This is a genomic window from Streptomyces sp. NPDC023838 (genome assembly GCF_040639555.1).
In the GTDB taxonomy this organism is placed as follows: domain Bacteria; phylum Actinomycetota; class Actinomycetes; order Streptomycetales; family Streptomycetaceae; genus Streptomyces.
In genome coordinates, this window is sequence record NZ_JBFAAD010000068.1 from 1 (window position 1) to 15,325 (window position 15,325).

Below are 15,325 nucleotides of genomic sequence, written 5' to 3' on the forward strand. Positions count from 1 at the left end.
GGCAAGGGGCAGATCTTCGTGAAGGGTGAGGTCATCAAGACCGTCCCGGAGTCGAAGATCGTCGAGACGCTGATCGAGGAAGCGATGAAGATCGCCCAGGAGATGGAGGGGGAGGGCGTCGCCTCCGGCGTCCCGAGCGTCACCGCGCGGGGCTGACCGGCACCACCGAGAGCTGAACGGGATCCGAAGGGGGCTCCAGCGTGACGATCTTGGAGAATGTTCGGGGGCCGCACGACCTGCAGGCGCTGGACGGCGCCGAACTCGCCGCGCTGGCCCAGGAGATCAGGGAGTTCCTGATCCACGCGGTGGCGCGGACCGGGGGCCATCTCGGGCCCAATCTGGGGGTGGTGGAGCTCTCCATCGCCCTCCACCGGGCCTTCGACTCGCCGGCCGACCGCATCCTGTGGGACACCGGACACCAGAGTTACGTACACAAACTGCTCACCGGGCGGCAGGACTTCTCGAAGCTGCGCTCCAAGGGCGGGCTCTCCGGCTACCCCTCGCGCGCCGAGTCCGAACACGACGTCATCGAGAACTCGCACGCCTCGACCGTGCTCGGCTGGGCCGACGGGCTCGCCAAGGCGAACGAGGTCCTGAAGAAGGACGACCACGTCGTCGCGGTCATCGGCGACGGCGCGCTCACCGGCGGCATGGCCTGGGAGGCCCTCAACAACATCGCGGCCGCCCGCGACCGGCCGCTGATCATCGTCGTCAACGACAACGAGCGCTCCTACGGCCCCACCATCGGCGGCCTCGCCAACCATCTGGCCACCCTGCGCACCACCGACGGGTACGAGCGGTTCCTGGCCTGGGGCAAGCAGGTGCTCCAGCAGACGCCGGTGGTCGGACGGCCGCTGTACGAGTCGCTGCACGGCGCCAAGAAGGGGTTCAAGGACGCGTTCGCGCCGCAGGGCATGTTCGAGGACCTGGGGCTGAAGTACCTGGGGCCCATCGACGGGCACGACATCGAGGCCGTCGAGTCGGCGCTGCGCCGCGCCAAGCGCTTCCACGGGCCCGTCCTCGTGCACTGCCTCACCGAGAAGGGGCGCGGCTACCAGCCGGCCCTGGACGACGAGGCCGACCGCTTCCACGCCGTCGGCGCGATGGACCCGCTGACCTGCGAACCGCTCACCCCGTCCAACGGCCCCTCCTGGACCTCGGTGTTCGGCAAGGAGCTGGCCGCGCTCGGCGCGGAGCGGCCGGACGTCGTGGCGATAACCGCCGCGATGCTCCACCCCACCGGGCTCACCGAGTTCGCCGCGCGCTTCCCCGACCGGGTCTGGGACGTCGGGATCGCCGAGCAGCACGCGGCCGTCTCGGCGGCCGGGCTCGCCACCGGCGGGCTGCACCCCGTCGTCGCCGTCTACGCCACCTTCCTCAACCGCGCCTTCGACCAGGTCCTGATGGACGTCGCCCTGCACAGGTGCGGGGTGACGTTCGTCCTGGACCGGGCCGGGGTCACCGGAGTCGACGGTGCCTCGCACAACGGCATGTGGGACATGTCGATCCTCCAGGTCGTCCCCGACCTGCGGATCGCCGCCCCGCGCGACGCGGCCCAGCTGCGGGCCCAGCTGCGCGAGGCGGTCGACGTCGACGACGCGCCGACGGTGCTCCGCTTCCCGAAGGAGTCGGTCGGCCCGGACATCCCCGCCCTTGACCGCGTCGGCGCCATGGACGTGCTGCGCCGCGACGAGGACGCCGAGGTGCTGCTCGTCGCGGTCGGGGTGCTCGCGCCCGTCTGCCTCCAGGCCGCCGACCTGCTCGCCGGGCGCGGCATCCGGTGCACGGTGGTGGATCCCCGGTGGGTCAAGCCCGTCGACGAGCAGCTGGCGGCGCTGGCCGAGCGGCACGCGCTGGTCGCGGTCGTGGAGGACAACAGCCGTACCGGGGGCGTCGGCTGGGCCGTCGGGCAGGCGCTGCGGGACGCCGCAGTGGACACCCCGCTGCGCACCTTCGGCATCCCCGAGCAGTTCCTCGCGCACGCCAAGCGCGCCGAGGTCCTCGCCGACATCGGGCTCACCCCGGTGGAGATCGCGGGACGGATCAGCGCCGCGCTGGCGGCGCGCCAGGACGCCGCCGCGGCGGCCGAGAAGGAGAACGACGCATGACCGACGGCGAACCCTTGGGCTTCGACCTGGCCCGGCTCCTCGCCGAGCGCGGCGCCGAGCGCTACGAGCTGCACACCAAGTACCTCAACCACCAGCTGCCGCGCATGCTGCACACCATCGGCTTCGACAAGGTCTACGAGCGGGCCGAGGGCGCGTACTTCTGGGACGCCGACGGCCAGGACTACCTGGACATGCTCGCCGGGTTCGGCGTGATGGGCCTGGGCCGCCACCACCCTGTCGTACGCAAGGCGCTCCACGACGTGCTGGACGCCTCGCTGGCGGACCTCACCCGCTTCGACTGCCAGCCGCTGCCCGGCCTGCTCGCCGAGAAGCTGCTCGCCCACAGCCCGCACCTGGACCGGGTGTTCTTCGGCAACAGCGGTACGGAGGCGGTCGAGACGGCCCTGAAGTTCGCCCGGTACGCCACCGGCCGGCCCAGGGTCCTGTACTGCTCCCACGCCTTCCACGGGCTGACCACCGGCTCCCTCTCGGTCAACGGCGAGTCGGGCTTCCGCGACGGCTTCGCCCCGCTGCTGCCCGACACGGCGGTCCCGCTCGGCGATCTCGCCGCCCTGGAGCGGGAGTTGAAGCGCGGTGACGTGGCCGCGCTGATCGTCGAGCCGATCCAGGGCAAGGGCGTCCACGAGGCGCCGCCCGGCTATCTGCTCGCCGCGCAGGAGCTGCTCCGCAAGCACAAGGCGCTGCTGATCGCGGACGAGGTGCAGACCGGGCTCGGCAGGACCGGCGACTTCTACGCGTACCAGCACGACAAGGGCGTCGAGCCCGACCTGCTCTGTGTCGCCAAGGCGCTCTCCGGCGGCTATGTGCCGGTCGGGGCGACGCTCGGCAAGGAGTGGATCTTCAAGAAGGTCTACTCGTCGATGGACCGCGTCCTGGTGCACTCCGCGAGCTTCGGCTCCAACGCCCAGGCGATGGCGGCCGGACTCGCCGTGCTCGCGGTGATGGAGGACGAGGGCGTCGTCGCCAACGCGCGCGTCACCGGCGAGCTCCTGAAGTCCCGGCTTGCCGCACTGGTCGACCGCTACGAGCTGCTGCACGACGTGCGCGGGCGCGGGCTGATGGTCGGCATCGAGTTCGGCCGGCCCTCCTCGATGCGGCTGCGGGGTCGCTGGACCATGCTCCAGACCGCCCGCAAGGGCCTGTTCGCGCAGATGGTCGTGGTGCCGCTGCTCCAGAAGCACCGCATCCTCACCCAGGTCTCCGGGGACCATCTGGAAGTGATCAAGCTGATCCCGCCGCTGACGATCGGCGAGCGCGAGGTGGACCGGTTCGTCGAGGCGTTCACCGCCGTGATGGAGGACGCGCACGGCGGGGGAGGCCTGATGTGGGACTTCGGGAAGACCCTGGTCAAGCAGGCGGTTGCCAACCGGTAGGGCTTTTTGCCTCTCAGGCAAAAAATTTGCCTGAGAGGCAACCCGCTGACTGAATGGAGTGCATGAGCACTCCCGCCGCAGACGCCGGGGATCCCGCCGGCCCCGCGCTCCCCGACGTCGCCCCGCGCCTGCGCGACCTGCGGCGCCGCCGGGGCCTCACCCTGGAGGCCGCCGCGCCGCGGGCCGGTCTCTCACCGGCGCACCTCTCCCGGCTGGAGACGGGCGCCCGCCAGCCCTCGCTGCCGATGCTGCTCGCGCTCGCCCGTACCTACGGTACGACGGTCTCCGAGCTGCTCGGCGAGATGCCGCCCGAGCGCGAGCCCGTCATCCGGGGCGGCCGCGCCGAGCCCGCCGAGGCCGACGGCTGGACCTACCACCGGGCGGGCCACCCGGGCCGCGCCATGCAGGCCCTGCGCGTCGAGGTCCCGTACGGCACCCAGCGCGAGCTCGTCCGCGTCCACCCCGGCGAGGAGTGGCTGCACGTCCTGTCCGGGCGGCTGCGTCTCACGCTGGGCGATGCCACCCATGAACTCGACCCCGGCGACAGCGCGCACTTCGACTCGCTCACCCCGCACCGGATCTCCGCCGTCTCGCACGGCGGGGCCGCGTTCCTGTTCGTCCACACCCTGCTCCAGAGCCCCGACCCCCATCCGCACCACCCGCACGGCTGAGAGGTACGACATGTCGCAGAACCAGGGACGGTCCGGCGCCGACACCCAGGAGACGAAGTTCCCCCGGGGCCTCGTGGTCCGGCTCTTCGCCTACTTGATCGCGGGCCACATCTTCGCCGCGTTCCTCTATCTCCTGTTCACGGTGGGCAAGTGAGTCACTTCTACGCCGCGTCCTCGACCAGGCGGTCCCGCAGCCGCTCGCGGGTCTCCGCGCTCAGGCCGAGCCCCTCGGCCAGATAGCGGTCCGTGCTGCCCCAGGTCTCCTCGATCGTGTCGAAGGCCGCGTGCAGATAGCCGGCGCGGGCGTCGAAGAGGGGGTTGAGGAGAGCCAGGACCTCCGCGCTCATTCCGGCCGCCGAGGTGTCGCTGCGGTGCATCTTGTAACGCCGGTGCGGGTCATTGGACTTGAGGTAGTCCGCCTCGATGGCCTCCCGTTCGACGCCCACCGCCAGCAGGGACACCGCGATCGAGAGGCCCGCGCGGTCCTTGCCCGCCGCGCAGTGCATCAGGGCCGGGACGCTGTCCTCGGCGAGCGCGTGCAGCACCCGGCTGTGCTCGGCCGTGCGCTCCCGGATGATCGTCCGGTACGAATGAGCCATCCGGTCGGCGCCCCGGCCGTCGGAGAGGACCGACCGCAGCTGGTTGATGTCGCCGTCGCGGACCATCTTCCAGAACTCGGCCCCGTCGGCGGGGTCCGTCAGCGGTATGTTCACATTGCGCACCCCCGGCAGGTCCACGTCCGGCCCCTCCAGCTTCTGGTCCGCCGCGTTGCGGAAGTCGAAGATGGTGTGCAGACCCAGGGTGGCGAGGAAGGCCGCGTCCTGCTCGGTCGCGTGTGCCAGGTGGCCGCTGCGGAAGAGCCGTCCGTGCCGCAGCCGGCGGCCGTCCACGGTCGGCAGTCCGCCCACATCACGGAAGTTGCGCACCCCGGAGAGCTCGGGTTCGGTCGAAGGGATCTGCGGAGTCTGCTGCGTCACGTTGGCTCCCGATGTGGTTCGAAAAAAAGATCACGCCGCCTCGGTCCGACGATACGACATGGGTTCCCGGGGCAATCATCTCGAACGGCCCGGCCGGAATGCGACCCCCACGCACCCGTTGCCCTCACGGGTGTGCCGCCCCGATCCTGTTGCTGATGTTCGTGCCTGTGCGTACCTGTGCGGAAGTGGGGGTCGGGATGATCGAGACCGCGGACGACGGACGGGTGTGGCTGCTCTCCGGCCGCACCAGCGGTTATGCGCTGCACCTCACGGACCACGGGGAACTCCTGCACCTGCACTGGGGTCCGCGTCTGGCCCTCGCCGACGCCCAGGCCCTGGCCGCCCAGCCCCTGCCGCCCTACCGGCCCTTCGAGTCACCACTGGATGGTCAGGAGGAGTACGTGGTGGAGGGCGGGCCCCGTTTCGTGCGCCCCGCGCTCTCCGTACGGACCCCACGGGTGCGCGGCACCGAGTGGACCTTCGCGGACGCCGCGGCCGACGGTGACGAGCTCCGGCTGCGCTTCACCGACGCCGTGCACCGCCTCGGGCTCACCCTGCACTACCGGATGCGCGACGACACCGACGTCGTGGAGCGCTGGGCGACCGTCGGCCACGAAGGCACGGCCGGGGACCCGGACCTGGAGCTGCTGAGGGCCGACGCCGCCGTGTGGACGCTGCCGCGGCGCGACGGCTGGCGGCTCAGCCAGCTGCACGGCCGCTGGGCGGCCGAGACCCGGCTCGTACGGTCCGCGCTCACCCCGGGCGACAAGGTGCTCGGCAGCCGCCGCGGCCACACCGGCCACCACCACCTGCCCTGGGTCGCCCTGGACGCCGACGGCACCGCCACCGAGGAGAGCGGTGAGGTGTACGGGTGCGCGCTCGGCTGGTCCGGGTCCTGGCGCATCACCGTCCAGCACCTGCCCGACGGCCGGGTGCAGATCAGCGGCGGCGCCGGGTACGACGACTCAGGGCTGCTGTCGCTCGCGCCCGGCGAGTCGTACACCACACCGGTCTTCGCCGGGCTGTGGAGCCCGGACGGCTTCGGCGGGGCCAGCCGCGCGTGGCACGCCTGGCAGCTGGCCCGGGTGATCCCGGACGCCGAGCGGGTGCGGCCGGTGCTCTACAACTCCTGGGAGGCCACCGGATTCGACATCTGCGAGGCGCAGCAGCGGGCGCTGGCGCGGCGGGCGGCCGCGATGGGCGTCGAGCTGTTCGTCATCGACGACGGCTGGTTCGGGGAGCGCACTCACGAGGCGGCCGGGCTCGGTGACTGGACGCCCAACCCGGCGCGCTTCCCCGGCGGGCTGAAGCCGCTCGCGGACGAAGTGCACACGCTGGGCATGCGGTTCGGGATCTGGGTCGAGCCGGAGATGGTCAATCCCGACAGCGAGCTGTACCGGGCGCACCCGGAGTGGGTGCAGCACCAGGACGGACGCCGGCGCACCGAGTTCCGCAACCAGCTCGTGCTCAACCTCGCCCGCCCGGACGTCCAGGAGTACCTCTGGGAGCAACTGGACGGGCTGCTCTCCAGCGCGCCGATCGACTATGTGAAGTGGGATTTCAACCGCTGCTTCACCGACGCGGGCTGGCCCGGCGAGGAGTATCCGCAGAAGCTCTGGACCGAGCATGTGCGGGCGCTGTACGCCCTGTTGGACCGGCTGCGGGCAGCACACCCCTCGGTCGACTTCGAGTCCTGCTCGGGCGGCGGCGGCCGGATCGACCTCGGCATCCTCTCCCGTACGGACCAGGTGTGGACCTCCGACAACACCGACCCGCTGGACCGGCTCGCCATCCAGGACGGCTTCAGCCAGCTGCACCCGGCCCGGGTGATGGCCGCCTGGGTCACCGACAGCCCCAACGTCCTGCTCAACGGCCGCCACAGCAGCCTGCGCTTCCGCTTCGTGAGCGCGATGGCCGGGGTGCTCGGCGTCGGCGGCGACCTCACCCGGTGGAGCGAGGCCGAACTGGCCGAGGCGCGCGGGTGGGTGGAGCTGTACAAGGCGATCCGGCCGGTGGTGCAGCTCGGGGACCAGTACCGGCTGCGGCCACCCGCGGGCGGCCTCAGCGCCGTCCAGTACGTGCGCGGCGACGACACCGTGGTCCTGGCCCACCTCCAGGCCCAGCATTACGGGGAGCGGCCCCCGGCCGTGCGGCTGCGCGCCCTGGACCCGGCGGCGGCCTATCGGTGCCTGGACACCGGGGCCGTACACAGGGGAGCGGTATTGCTGCACCGGGGACTGGACACCGGGCTGCGGGGCGATCTTGATGCGTCGGTGTTCCGTCTGCGGCGGCTGAGCGCGCATCCGGCATAAGGAATGCGCGTTCTCGGTGCGGTAAAGATCTTCATCGGGATGTAGTGGTCAAAACTGGACAGAGTGGGGCGATGAGTGGTGAGAAGGGGTTAATGGGTTGGAATTTTCGACCGGATTGGGCGATTTGATGGCCCCTGTCCATCTGCCTCGCAGGAAAGGGCGGTTGTCCGTGAGCAGCGTCATATCCGTGACGTTCCGTGGTGGCGGCCCCGAATGAATTCCCCCGTGCGGCGGGGCCCGTTGGGAATTCAGGTCGACGCAGGGTGACCGCAATTCCCGGCTGAATTCCCGGCCGGGAATCCCGAAGGCGAATGGGTACTTGTCGTGGCACGCCGGGCTCGCTTACGGTCACCGCAATCCGGGTGGACCGCCGAATCCTGCCACCGCTCGGAATCCGCACCCATCCACGCGCGGCAGGAGCGGGGGACCCAGGTAAGCGCCGTCCGGAATTCCGGCACGGCTCGGGGTGAAGCCGGAGCACCGTACACGGTGCCCGGCCGGGCAGCTCCAGCCCGAACCCGACAGCTCACCTCGCAGGCGCCGGAGAGGAATCCGCCATGCCCGCGAAGGGTAAGCACCGCCGTCCCAAGTCCAACCCGATATCCCGGGGCATGGTCGCCGCCGGTACGGGTGGCGCCGCGCTCGCCATCCCGCTGCTCGGCGCCACCGGTGCGCACGCCGCGGTGAAGACCGCCGCCCCCGCCACCGCGCCGCAGCAGGCCGCCCGCGCCGCCACGACCTTCGTCGCCGCTCCGGCCACCGCCCCGCAGGCCGCCCCCACCACGTACAAGGTCAAGAGCGGCGACTGCCTGTCGCAGATCGCCGCGGACCACCGGCTGGGCGGCTGGCAGCGGCTCTACCAGGACAACCGCGAGGTCGTCGGCTCCGACCCGTCGCTGATCCGTCCGGGCATGAAGCTCACGCTCGGCGCGAAGGCCGCGGGCGGCACGTCGCACGGCTCCGCCAAGGCGAGCGGCTCGCACGACTCCGGTACGAAGGCGTCGGCCCCCCACACGTCGAAGTCGTCCCCGGCCCCCTCCGCCCCCAAGGCGTCCGCCCCCAAGGCGTCCGCCCCCAAGGCGTCCGCCGCCGAGACCGCCTCGGCCACCACCGCGAACCAGGGCTCCTCCGCCGGCTTCCGCGCGCCGCTCGACAGCGTGAGCATCGGCACCCCGTACCGCATGGCCGGATCCATGTGGTCCAGCGGCTACCACACGGGCGTCGACTTCGCGGCCGAGACCGGCACCGTGGTGAAGGCCGTCGGCGCGGGCACGGTCGTCTCGGCCGGCTGGGGCGGCGCGTACGGCAACCAGGTCGTCATCCGGCACGCCGACGGCATGTACTCGCAGTACGCCCACTTCTCGCAGCTCTCCGTCTCGGCGGGGCAGACCGTGACCGAGGGGCAGCAGATCGGCCTCTCCGGCGCCACCGGCAACGTCACCGGCCCGCACCTGCACTTCGAGATCCGCACCACGCCCGACTACGGCTCGGACGTCGACCCGCTCGCCTACCTCCGCCAGCAGGGCGCGAACCTCTGACGGCCCTTGTCCCACACGGTAATTGGCGCGTATTCCCGCTGCGGGAAACTGACCGGGTGGCTTATATCACCCACCGTCAACCCCTCCTTACGGTCGCGTAGGTCACACCCATAAGGGAAAGATATGGTCTCGTGGCAGACGATTCGAGATCATTCAACAGCGGTACGTTCGGGTCGTACACGGCGATCGGCGACAGCTTCACGGAAGGCGTCGGCGACCCCGGCCCGGACGGGGCGTTCGTCGGCTGGGCGGACAGGTTCGCCGTGCTACTGGCAGACCAGCGACCGGAGGGGGCCTTTCGCTATGCCAATCTCGCGGTCCGCGGCAGGCTCCTCGACCAGATCGTCGAGGAGCAGGTGCCGCGGGCCAAGGAGCTCGCACCCGACCTGGTGAGCTTCTGCGCCGGGGGCAACGACATCATCCGGCCGGGCAGCGACCCGGACGACGTGGCCGAGCGCTTCGAGCGCGCCGTGGCCGAACTGACCAGCGCCGTCGGAACCGTCATGGTGACCACCGGCTTCGACACGCGCGGCGTCCCGGTGCTGCGCCATCTGCGCGGCAAGGTGGCGACGTACACCGCGCACGTGCGCTCCATCGCGGACCGGTACGGGTGCCCGGTGCTCGACCTGTGGTCGCTCAAGTCCGTTCAGGACAGGCGGGCGTGGGACGGCGACCGGCTGCACCTGTCGCCGGAGGGGCACACCCGGGTCGCGCTGCGCGCCGCCCAGGTGCTGGGGCTGCCGATCCCGGCCGAACCGGACCAGCCGTGGCCCCCGCTGCCGCCGCGGGGCACCTTGGAGGTGCGGCGCGACGACATCCAGTGGGCGCGCGAGCACCTCGTTCCGTGGATCGGGCGACGGCTGCGCGGCGAGAGTTCGGGCGACCACGTGGAGCCCAAGCGTCCGGACCTGCTGCCTCTCTGACGGCCCGTCGAACTCTCCGACGGACCGTCGTGACGGATGCGCGGCTCAGCCGTGCAGCAGCTTCCGCTCCGTCTCCGGGTCGAGTCCGACCCGGGGGCGGTCCGGGCGTTGCGGCGCCTCGCCCCCGATCGACCCCAGCCACGCCCAGGTGTCGGCCACCGTCTCCTCGACCGGACGGCACCGCAGCCCCGAGAGCACGGCCTTCCACACGTTCGACCTGTGCATCGTGTCGTGCAGCTCGCCCGGCGGAATCCACACCGGCAGGTCGCTCCACGGCTCGACCCCGGCGGCCAGGATCACCTCCGGGTCCGTCCAGCGCAGCTCGGCGCCGCCCCCGGTGACCCGCGCGCACGCCTCAAGGAGCTCACCCATGGTGGTGTGGTCCGGCGGGGAGACCAGGTTGTACGGGCCGCAGAGCCCGAAGTCGGCCGCGCTCACGATCCACTCCGCGAGATCGCGGACGTCGATGAACTGGACCGGCAGGTCGCGCGGCCCCGGCGCGAGCACCTCGCCGCCGCGCGCCATGCGCCCCAGCCACCACGGCAGCCGCCCGATGTTCTCCCACGGCCCGAGGATCAGCCCCGCGCGCACCAGGAGCGAGCGGTCCGGGCCGAACTCCTGGACGGCGGCCAGCTCGCCGCCGCGCTTGGCCTGCGGATAGGCCACCTCGTCCCCGGCGTCGGGCGATCCGTCCACCAGTGCCGCGCCCTCGTCGGCCCCGGCCGGGACCGGGTGCGGGTACACGGACCGGCTGGACACGTACACATACCTCGCCGCGCGCCCCTCGGCGAGCAGCCGTGCGGCGTCGCGCACCGCCGAGGGCGCTCCCGACCAGGTGTCCACGACCACGTCCCAGCGCCCGTCGGCGAGCGCCGCCAGACCGCCCTCCGCGGTCCGGTCGCCGAGCAGCACGCGCACGCCCGTGGGCGGCTCGTGGTGGCCCCGGTGAAAGACCGTCACCTCGTGTTTGCGCGCCATCGCGGTCTCGGCCACGGCGCGCCCGACGAATTCCGTACCACCCAGTATCAGCAGCTTCATGGCCGTAACTCTGCCTGCCCGGACGGGTCCTGAGAACCTTCCATGCTGAGGGCGAAATCTCAGGGACGGTAGAGCTGGCCCGGCTTCGGGGCGGCGGGGGCGAGCAGCTGGGGCACGGTCACGAAGCTGAAGCCGCGCTCCTTGAGGGCGTCGATGATCCCGGGCACGGCGGGCACGGTCCCGTCGTAGATGTCGTGCAGCAGGATGATGCCGTCGCGGTGGGCCTGGTCGAGGATGCGCTGGGTGATCAGGGCCGAGTCGTTGGTGGAGTAGTCCTTGGCGGTCGCGCTCCACAGGATCTGCGACAGCCCCAGCTCCCTGCTGACCTTGGTGACCTCCTTGTTGGTACGGCCCTGGGGCGGCCGCATCAGGACCGGCTTGCGGCCGGTCAGCCTGGCCACGGCCTCCTGGGTGCGGTTGAGCTCGTCCCGTATCTCGGCGGGCTTCAGCTTGTCCAGGCGCTCGTGCGACCAGGTGTGGTTGGCGACCTCATGCCCTTCGGCGGCGAGGCGGCGCACGGTGTCGGGGTACTTCTCCACGTGGTTCTTGCCGAGGAGGAAGAAGGTGGCGTGCACCTTCTTCTCCTTGAGCGTGTCGAGCAGTTGGGGTGTCTTCGGGCCCGGCCCGGCGTCGAAGGTCAGGGCGATGCACTTGGCCTTGCGGCAGTCCACCCCGGTCGCGGTGCCCGCGTCGGCGCCCGCCGCGGCCTTGCTGTCGAGCGCATCGTTGCGGGCGGAGCGCGGTGAGACGGCGCCGTCGGAGCACCCGGTCAGCGTCAGGCCGAGCGAGGCCACCGCGACCAGGGCGGCGGCCGCCCGCCCCCGGGCACGACGCACTTCGGAATTGCTGCTGCGCATGACGCGACTCCCCTTGGGCCTGGACCAGAACATGACCCGGACTATACGCGAGGTGTATACACGGCGTGCATAGTGGGGTGGGCCGAAGCGTGGACGGGCCGAGTGGGCAGGGTTCGGGGGGCCGGGGGCCGGGGGTCGGGGCTCGCCCGGGGTGGCGGCCGCCGAGCCGCCTGGCGACTACTTGCGGCGGGACCCGGCCGGGCCGGAGCCCCTGCGCCGGGAGGCGCCGGGCTTACGGGAGGGGGCGCCCTTGCGGCCGGAGGCGCCGGGGGTCGCGTCCTTGCGGCCGGAGGTGCCCGGGGTCACGTCCTTGGTCGCCCTGGCCGCGTCCTTACGGCCGGACGCCGCCGGAGTCGTCGTGCCCTCGTGCCAGTGCGATGGGCGCTCCAGCCCTGCCGGGAGGAGGGTGCCCGCGTCGCCCCGCGCCGCGTTGACCTGCGTCTGGGTGAGGAAGAGGCAGTCGGTGAGATCGGCGCCCGCGAGGTTCGTGTCCCGGAAGTCCGCACCGATCACATCGGCGAGCCGCAGGTCCGCCCCGCTCAGATCGGCCGCGATGAGGTACGCGCCGCGCAGGTCCGCACCCCGCAGGTCGGCGCCCTTGAGCCGGGCTCCGAACAGGTCGGCGCCCCGGCGGTCCTTCTTCTTGCCCGGGACCTCGGCGCGTACCAGCTCGCTGGTGCGCAGCAGCAGTGCGTTCACCTCGGCGCGGTGCGCGGCGACGTCCAGGGCGAGGAGCGTGTCCACATCGCTGAGGGTCAGCCGCTCGATCTTCTCCCGCTGGGCCGCCACCGGGCGGTGGACCGGGCGCGCGGCCGGGCGGGCCTGCGCCTCGGCGAGGTACCAGAGCAGCTCGTGGAGCTGGCGCATCACCGGGAGCGCGGCGAACATCTGCCGCGACCCGTCCGGCGCCTCTCGCCAGTTCCGGCCCACAAAGGTGACCTGGGAGATCTTCTGGCCCGCGCCGAAGCAGTCGTACACCGTGCACCCCTGGAAGCCCTTGGGGCGCAGCTTGTCGTGGATGCCGCAGCGGAAGTCCTGCTGGAGGTTGGGGCAGGGGTCCCCGGCGTCCTTGTCGATCGCGAAGTCCGTCGACCGGGAGAACGCCAGCGCGACGCAGCACAGGCCGAAGCAGTTCGCACAGTCGGCTCGCAGCGCGGAGCGGTCGTCCGCCGGGCCGGAGGCCGCGGCGGACCGCTCGGGTACGCGGTTCTCGGATGTCTCGGACAAAGCGGGCGCTCTCCTGTGGTCTCGGTCGGCCCAAAGGTGGCTACGGACGGGTGTGCCGCAGGCCGGCGGGGGCACTTCGGGCAGGTCAAGCCTATCGCCCGGGCCGGACCGCCCAGGGGGCGGCGACGGGGCTACGCGGCTGCGTCGAGGTCGGCGGTCGTGGCCGCCGCCCACAGCGTGAGCAGCCGCTCGTACTCCTCGGAGGGCCAGCCGTCTTCCGGGTCCGCGGTGTCGACGAGATCGCGGATCGCCGCGTTGGCGGCTTCGGCGTCCGGCAGTACGGAACCAGAGAGGTCGGCGGAAGTGGGCATGCGTCCAGCCTAAGCGCAGGGTCCGGCCCTGAGCCCCGAACAAGCACTGCCAGGTCCATCACACGGTCACCCGTCGTCCACCACATCTCCTCCATTCCGCGCACGGGAATCGGAGGTGCGCGCGCGCTGTTCCACTGGCCATGACGGACTTCGACGCACACGAAGAAGCGCTGCTCAAGCTGGTCGCGGAGGAGAAGGGCGGCGTCCTCGCCACTCTCAAGCGCGACGGCCGCCCCCAGCTGTCCAACGTGAATCACGCGTACTACCCGGACGAGGGCGTGATCAAGGTCTCCCTCACCGACGACCGCGCCAAGACGAAGAACCTGCGCCGCGACCCCCGCGCCGGCTACCACGTCACCAGCGCCGACCGCTGGGCCTGGACCGTGGCCGAGGGCGTCGCGGACCTCTCGCCGGTGGCCGCCGACCCCCACGACGCGACCGTCGAGGAGCTCGTCCAGCTGTACCGGGACGTCCAGGGCGAGCACCCGGACTGGGAGGAGTACCGGCGGGCCATGGTCCGCGACCGGCGCCTCGTGCTGCGGCTGCGGGTGGAGCGCGCCTACGGGCAGCCGCGCGCCTGAGCCTCCCCGGCGGGTCGCTGCCGCTTAACGGCGCCGTTCCCGCGTTGTCGTACCCGCCGCACATAATGGAACGACCCCCGAGCCCCAGGAGGTGCCGTGACCGGCGCTGGATCTCTGCTCCCACTCCGCTCCCGGCTGCGCGAGCTGCGCCCTGCCGCCTTCGGGGCCGACCCGGCGGGGGAGCGTCTGGAGCGGATCCGCCGCTCGCCGAACTTCGCGGACGGGGTCTTCCAGAACCCGCAGGGCGCGCGGACGCGACCGTCCGGCTCGATGGTGGAGTTCGCCAAGATCTACTTCCAGAAGGAGCAGCGCGCCCTGCGCGCCCCGCTGGGCAACATCCCGGTGCACGCGACGACGCTCGCCGACCTCGCCAAGCCGCCCGCCACCGGGCTGCGGCTCACCTGGATGGGGCACTCCAGCGTCCTCGCCGAGATCGACGGCCGCCGGGTCCTCTTCGACCCGGTGTGGGGCGAGCGCTGTTCCCCCTTCGCCTTCGCCGGGCCCAAGCGGCTGCACCCGGTGCCGGTCCCGCTGGCCTCGCTCGGCCCGGTGGACGTGGTGGTCATCTCGCACGACCACTACGACCACCTGGACCTGCCCACCATCCGCGACCTGGCCGGTACGGAGACGGTGTTCGCGGTCCCGCTCGGCGTCGGCGCCCACCTGGAGCACTGGGGCGTCCCGGCCGACCGCGTCCACGAGCTCGACTGGAACGAGTCGACGAAGGTCAGCGGGCTCTCCCTCACCGCCACCCCCGCGCGCCACTTCTGCGGCCGGGGCCTGCGCAACCAGCAGCACACGCTCTGGGCGTCCTGGGCGGTGGCCGGTCCCGAGCACCGGATCTACCACAGCGGCGACACCGGCTACTTCGAAGGCTTCAAGGACATCGGCGCCGAGCACGGCCCGTTCGACGCCACGATGATCCAGATCGGCGCGTACAGCGAATTCTGGCCGGACATCCATATGACTCCGGCCGAAGGCATGCGAGCCCACCTCGACCTCCAGGGCGGCCGGCCGCACGGCGTGATGCTCCCGATCCACTGGGGCACCTTCAACCTCGCCCCGCACCCGTGGGCCGAGCCCGGCGAGGGGACGATGGCCGCCGCGGCGGCGGCGGACGCGGGCATCGCCCTGCCCATCCCGGGTGAACCCTTCGAACCCACCTCGGAAAACGTGCCGTGCGCGCCCTGGTGGCGCCCGGTCGCACCGCCCCCGGCGGGCGGCTGGCCGGTGCACGCCCGCAAGCCCGCCAAGGCGGGAGAACAGGAGGCGGCGCCGGTCGTCTCCTAGGGCCTAAAAGAAGATGTCGCACGAGAAACTACCGGACCAAAGTCGCAGGGTTCGCCTAGGGTGCTTCAAATCAACGCAGATTGGTTGTCTCAAGTAGA

13 protein-coding genes, 2 pseudogenes and 1 riboswitch are annotated in these 15,325 nt (G+C 71.8%); of the genes and pseudogenes, 10 read left to right on the top strand and 5 right to left on the bottom strand.

Annotated features, from left to right (window positions below; translation table 11 throughout):
- The 5 genes and pseudogenes from AB0G17_RS36825 to AB0G17_RS36845 form a co-directional block, all read left to right on the top strand.
- Positions 1 to 156, top strand: a pseudogene (locus tag AB0G17_RS36825) (4-hydroxy-3-methylbut-2-en-1-yl diphosphate synthase); the annotation flags it as partial.
- Positions 157 to 200: 44 nt separating this feature from the next.
- Complete coding sequence (gene dxs, locus AB0G17_RS36830; RefSeq protein ID WP_361392494.1) at positions 201 to 2,108, top strand: 1-deoxy-D-xylulose-5-phosphate synthase; 1,908 nt, start codon at positions 201 to 203, stop codon at positions 2,106 to 2,108.
- Complete coding sequence (locus AB0G17_RS36835; protein WP_361392497.1) at positions 2,105 to 3,502, top strand: aspartate aminotransferase family protein; 1,398 nt, start codon at positions 2,105 to 2,107, stop codon at positions 3,500 to 3,502. The genes dxs and AB0G17_RS36835 overlap by 4 nt, the downstream gene beginning before the upstream one ends.
- A gap of 62 nt (positions 3,503 to 3,564) precedes the next feature.
- Positions 3,565 to 4,173 (top strand): helix-turn-helix domain-containing protein, encoded by a 609-nt coding sequence (locus tag AB0G17_RS36840; protein WP_361392500.1) that lies wholly within the window; start codon positions 3,565 to 3,567, stop codon positions 4,171 to 4,173.
- Between the two features lie 10 nt (positions 4,174 to 4,183).
- On the top strand, positions 4,184 to 4,327 hold the full coding sequence (locus AB0G17_RS36845; RefSeq protein ID WP_361392503.1) for a DUF6126 family protein: 144 nt from the start codon (positions 4,184 to 4,186) through the stop codon (positions 4,325 to 4,327).
- Positions 4,328 to 4,334: 7 nt separating this feature from the next.
- On the opposite strand, the gene AB0G17_RS36850 is transcribed toward AB0G17_RS36845, so the two are convergent.
- Positions 4,335 to 5,150 carry a tyrosine-protein phosphatase gene (locus AB0G17_RS36850; RefSeq protein ID WP_361392506.1) on the bottom strand — a complete coding sequence of 272 codons (816 nt, stop codon included), beginning with the start codon at positions 5,148 to 5,150 and terminating at the stop codon, positions 4,335 to 4,337.
- A 197-nt stretch (positions 5,151 to 5,347) separates the two neighbouring features.
- Here AB0G17_RS36850 and AB0G17_RS36855 point away from each other — a divergent pair, with 197 nt between their 5' ends.
- The 3 genes from AB0G17_RS36855 to AB0G17_RS36865 all read left to right on the top strand — a co-directional run bounded on the left by AB0G17_RS36855 (position 5,348) and on the right by AB0G17_RS36865 (position 9,923).
- Positions 5,348 to 7,462, top strand: coding sequence for an alpha-galactosidase (locus AB0G17_RS36855; protein WP_361392509.1), 2,115 nt, complete (start codon positions 5,348 to 5,350; stop codon positions 7,460 to 7,462).
- Between the two features lie 387 nt (positions 7,463 to 7,849).
- Positions 7,850 to 8,015, top strand: a riboswitch (cyclic di-AMP (ydaO/yuaA leader).
- A gap of 4 nt (positions 8,016 to 8,019) precedes the next feature.
- Entirely contained in the window at positions 8,020 to 9,000 is a 981-nt protein-coding gene (locus AB0G17_RS36860; protein ID WP_361392512.1) for a LysM peptidoglycan-binding domain-containing M23 family metallopeptidase, read from the top strand.
- Positions 9,001 to 9,131: 131 nt separating this feature from the next.
- The gene (locus AB0G17_RS36865) at positions 9,132 to 9,923 is read left to right on the top strand and encodes an SGNH/GDSL hydrolase family protein (RefSeq protein WP_361392515.1); all 792 of its coding nucleotides are present in this window, start codon (positions 9,132 to 9,134) and stop codon (positions 9,921 to 9,923) included.
- 45 nt (positions 9,924 to 9,968) lie between these two features.
- Here AB0G17_RS36865 and AB0G17_RS36870 read toward each other — a convergent pair whose 3' ends face one another.
- From AB0G17_RS36870 to AB0G17_RS36885, 4 genes and pseudogenes are all read right to left on the bottom strand, one after another.
- Entirely contained in the window at positions 9,969 to 10,961 is a 993-nt protein-coding gene (locus tag AB0G17_RS36870) for an NAD-dependent epimerase/dehydratase family protein (protein ID WP_361392518.1), read from the bottom strand.
- A gap of 59 nt (positions 10,962 to 11,020) precedes the next feature.
- Positions 11,021 to 11,818, bottom strand: coding sequence for a polysaccharide deacetylase family protein (locus AB0G17_RS36875; protein ID WP_361392521.1), 798 nt, complete (start codon positions 11,816 to 11,818; stop codon positions 11,021 to 11,023).
- A 369-nt stretch (positions 11,819 to 12,187) separates the two neighbouring features.
- Positions 12,188 to 12,970: pseudogene (locus AB0G17_RS36880) on the bottom strand (pentapeptide repeat-containing protein); the annotation flags it as partial.
- A gap of 206 nt (positions 12,971 to 13,176) precedes the next feature.
- Positions 13,177 to 13,356, bottom strand: coding sequence for a hypothetical protein (locus AB0G17_RS36885; RefSeq protein WP_361392524.1), 180 nt, complete (start codon positions 13,354 to 13,356; stop codon positions 13,177 to 13,179).
- A gap of 140 nt (positions 13,357 to 13,496) precedes the next feature.
- Between AB0G17_RS36885 and AB0G17_RS36890 the strand changes: the two genes are divergently transcribed.
- Together AB0G17_RS36890 and AB0G17_RS36895 are read left to right on the top strand one after the other, a co-directional pair.
- Positions 13,497 to 13,937 (top strand): PPOX class F420-dependent oxidoreductase, encoded by a 441-nt coding sequence (locus AB0G17_RS36890; protein WP_361392527.1) that lies wholly within the window; start codon positions 13,497 to 13,499, stop codon positions 13,935 to 13,937.
- 96 nt (positions 13,938 to 14,033) lie between these two features.
- Positions 14,034 to 15,227: an MBL fold metallo-hydrolase gene (locus tag AB0G17_RS36895; protein ID WP_361392530.1), complete on the top strand. Its 1,194-nt coding sequence runs from the start codon at positions 14,034 to 14,036 to the stop codon at positions 15,225 to 15,227.
- The last annotated feature ends 98 nt before the right edge of the window (positions 15,228 to 15,325 follow it).

Coding starts and splice junctions, on each gene's coding strand:
- AB0G17_RS36835 (WP_361392497.1), top strand. CDS start 2,105: ATGACCGACGGCGAACCCTTGGGCTTCGACCTGGCCCGGCTCCTCGCC.
- AB0G17_RS36840 (WP_361392500.1), top strand. CDS start 3,565: ATGAGCACTCCCGCCGCAGACGCCGGGGATCCCGCCGGCCCCGCGCTC.
- AB0G17_RS36845 (WP_361392503.1), top strand. CDS start 4,184: ATGTCGCAGAACCAGGGACGGTCCGGCGCCGACACCCAGGAGACGAAG.
- AB0G17_RS36855 (WP_361392509.1), top strand. CDS start 5,348: ATGATCGAGACCGCGGACGACGGACGGGTGTGGCTGCTCTCCGGCCGC.
- AB0G17_RS36860 (WP_361392512.1), top strand. CDS start 8,020: ATGCCCGCGAAGGGTAAGCACCGCCGTCCCAAGTCCAACCCGATATCC.
- AB0G17_RS36870 (WP_361392518.1), bottom strand. CDS start 10,961: ATGAAGCTGCTGATACTGGGTGGTACGGAATTCGTCGGGCGCGCCGTG.
- AB0G17_RS36875 (WP_361392521.1), bottom strand. CDS start 11,818: ATGCGCAGCAGCAATTCCGAAGTGCGTCGTGCCCGGGGGCGGGCGGCC.
- AB0G17_RS36885 (WP_361392524.1), bottom strand. CDS start 13,356: ATGCCCACTTCCGCCGACCTCTCTGGTTCCGTACTGCCGGACGCCGAA.
- AB0G17_RS36890 (WP_361392527.1), top strand. CDS start 13,497: ATGACGGACTTCGACGCACACGAAGAAGCGCTGCTCAAGCTGGTCGCG.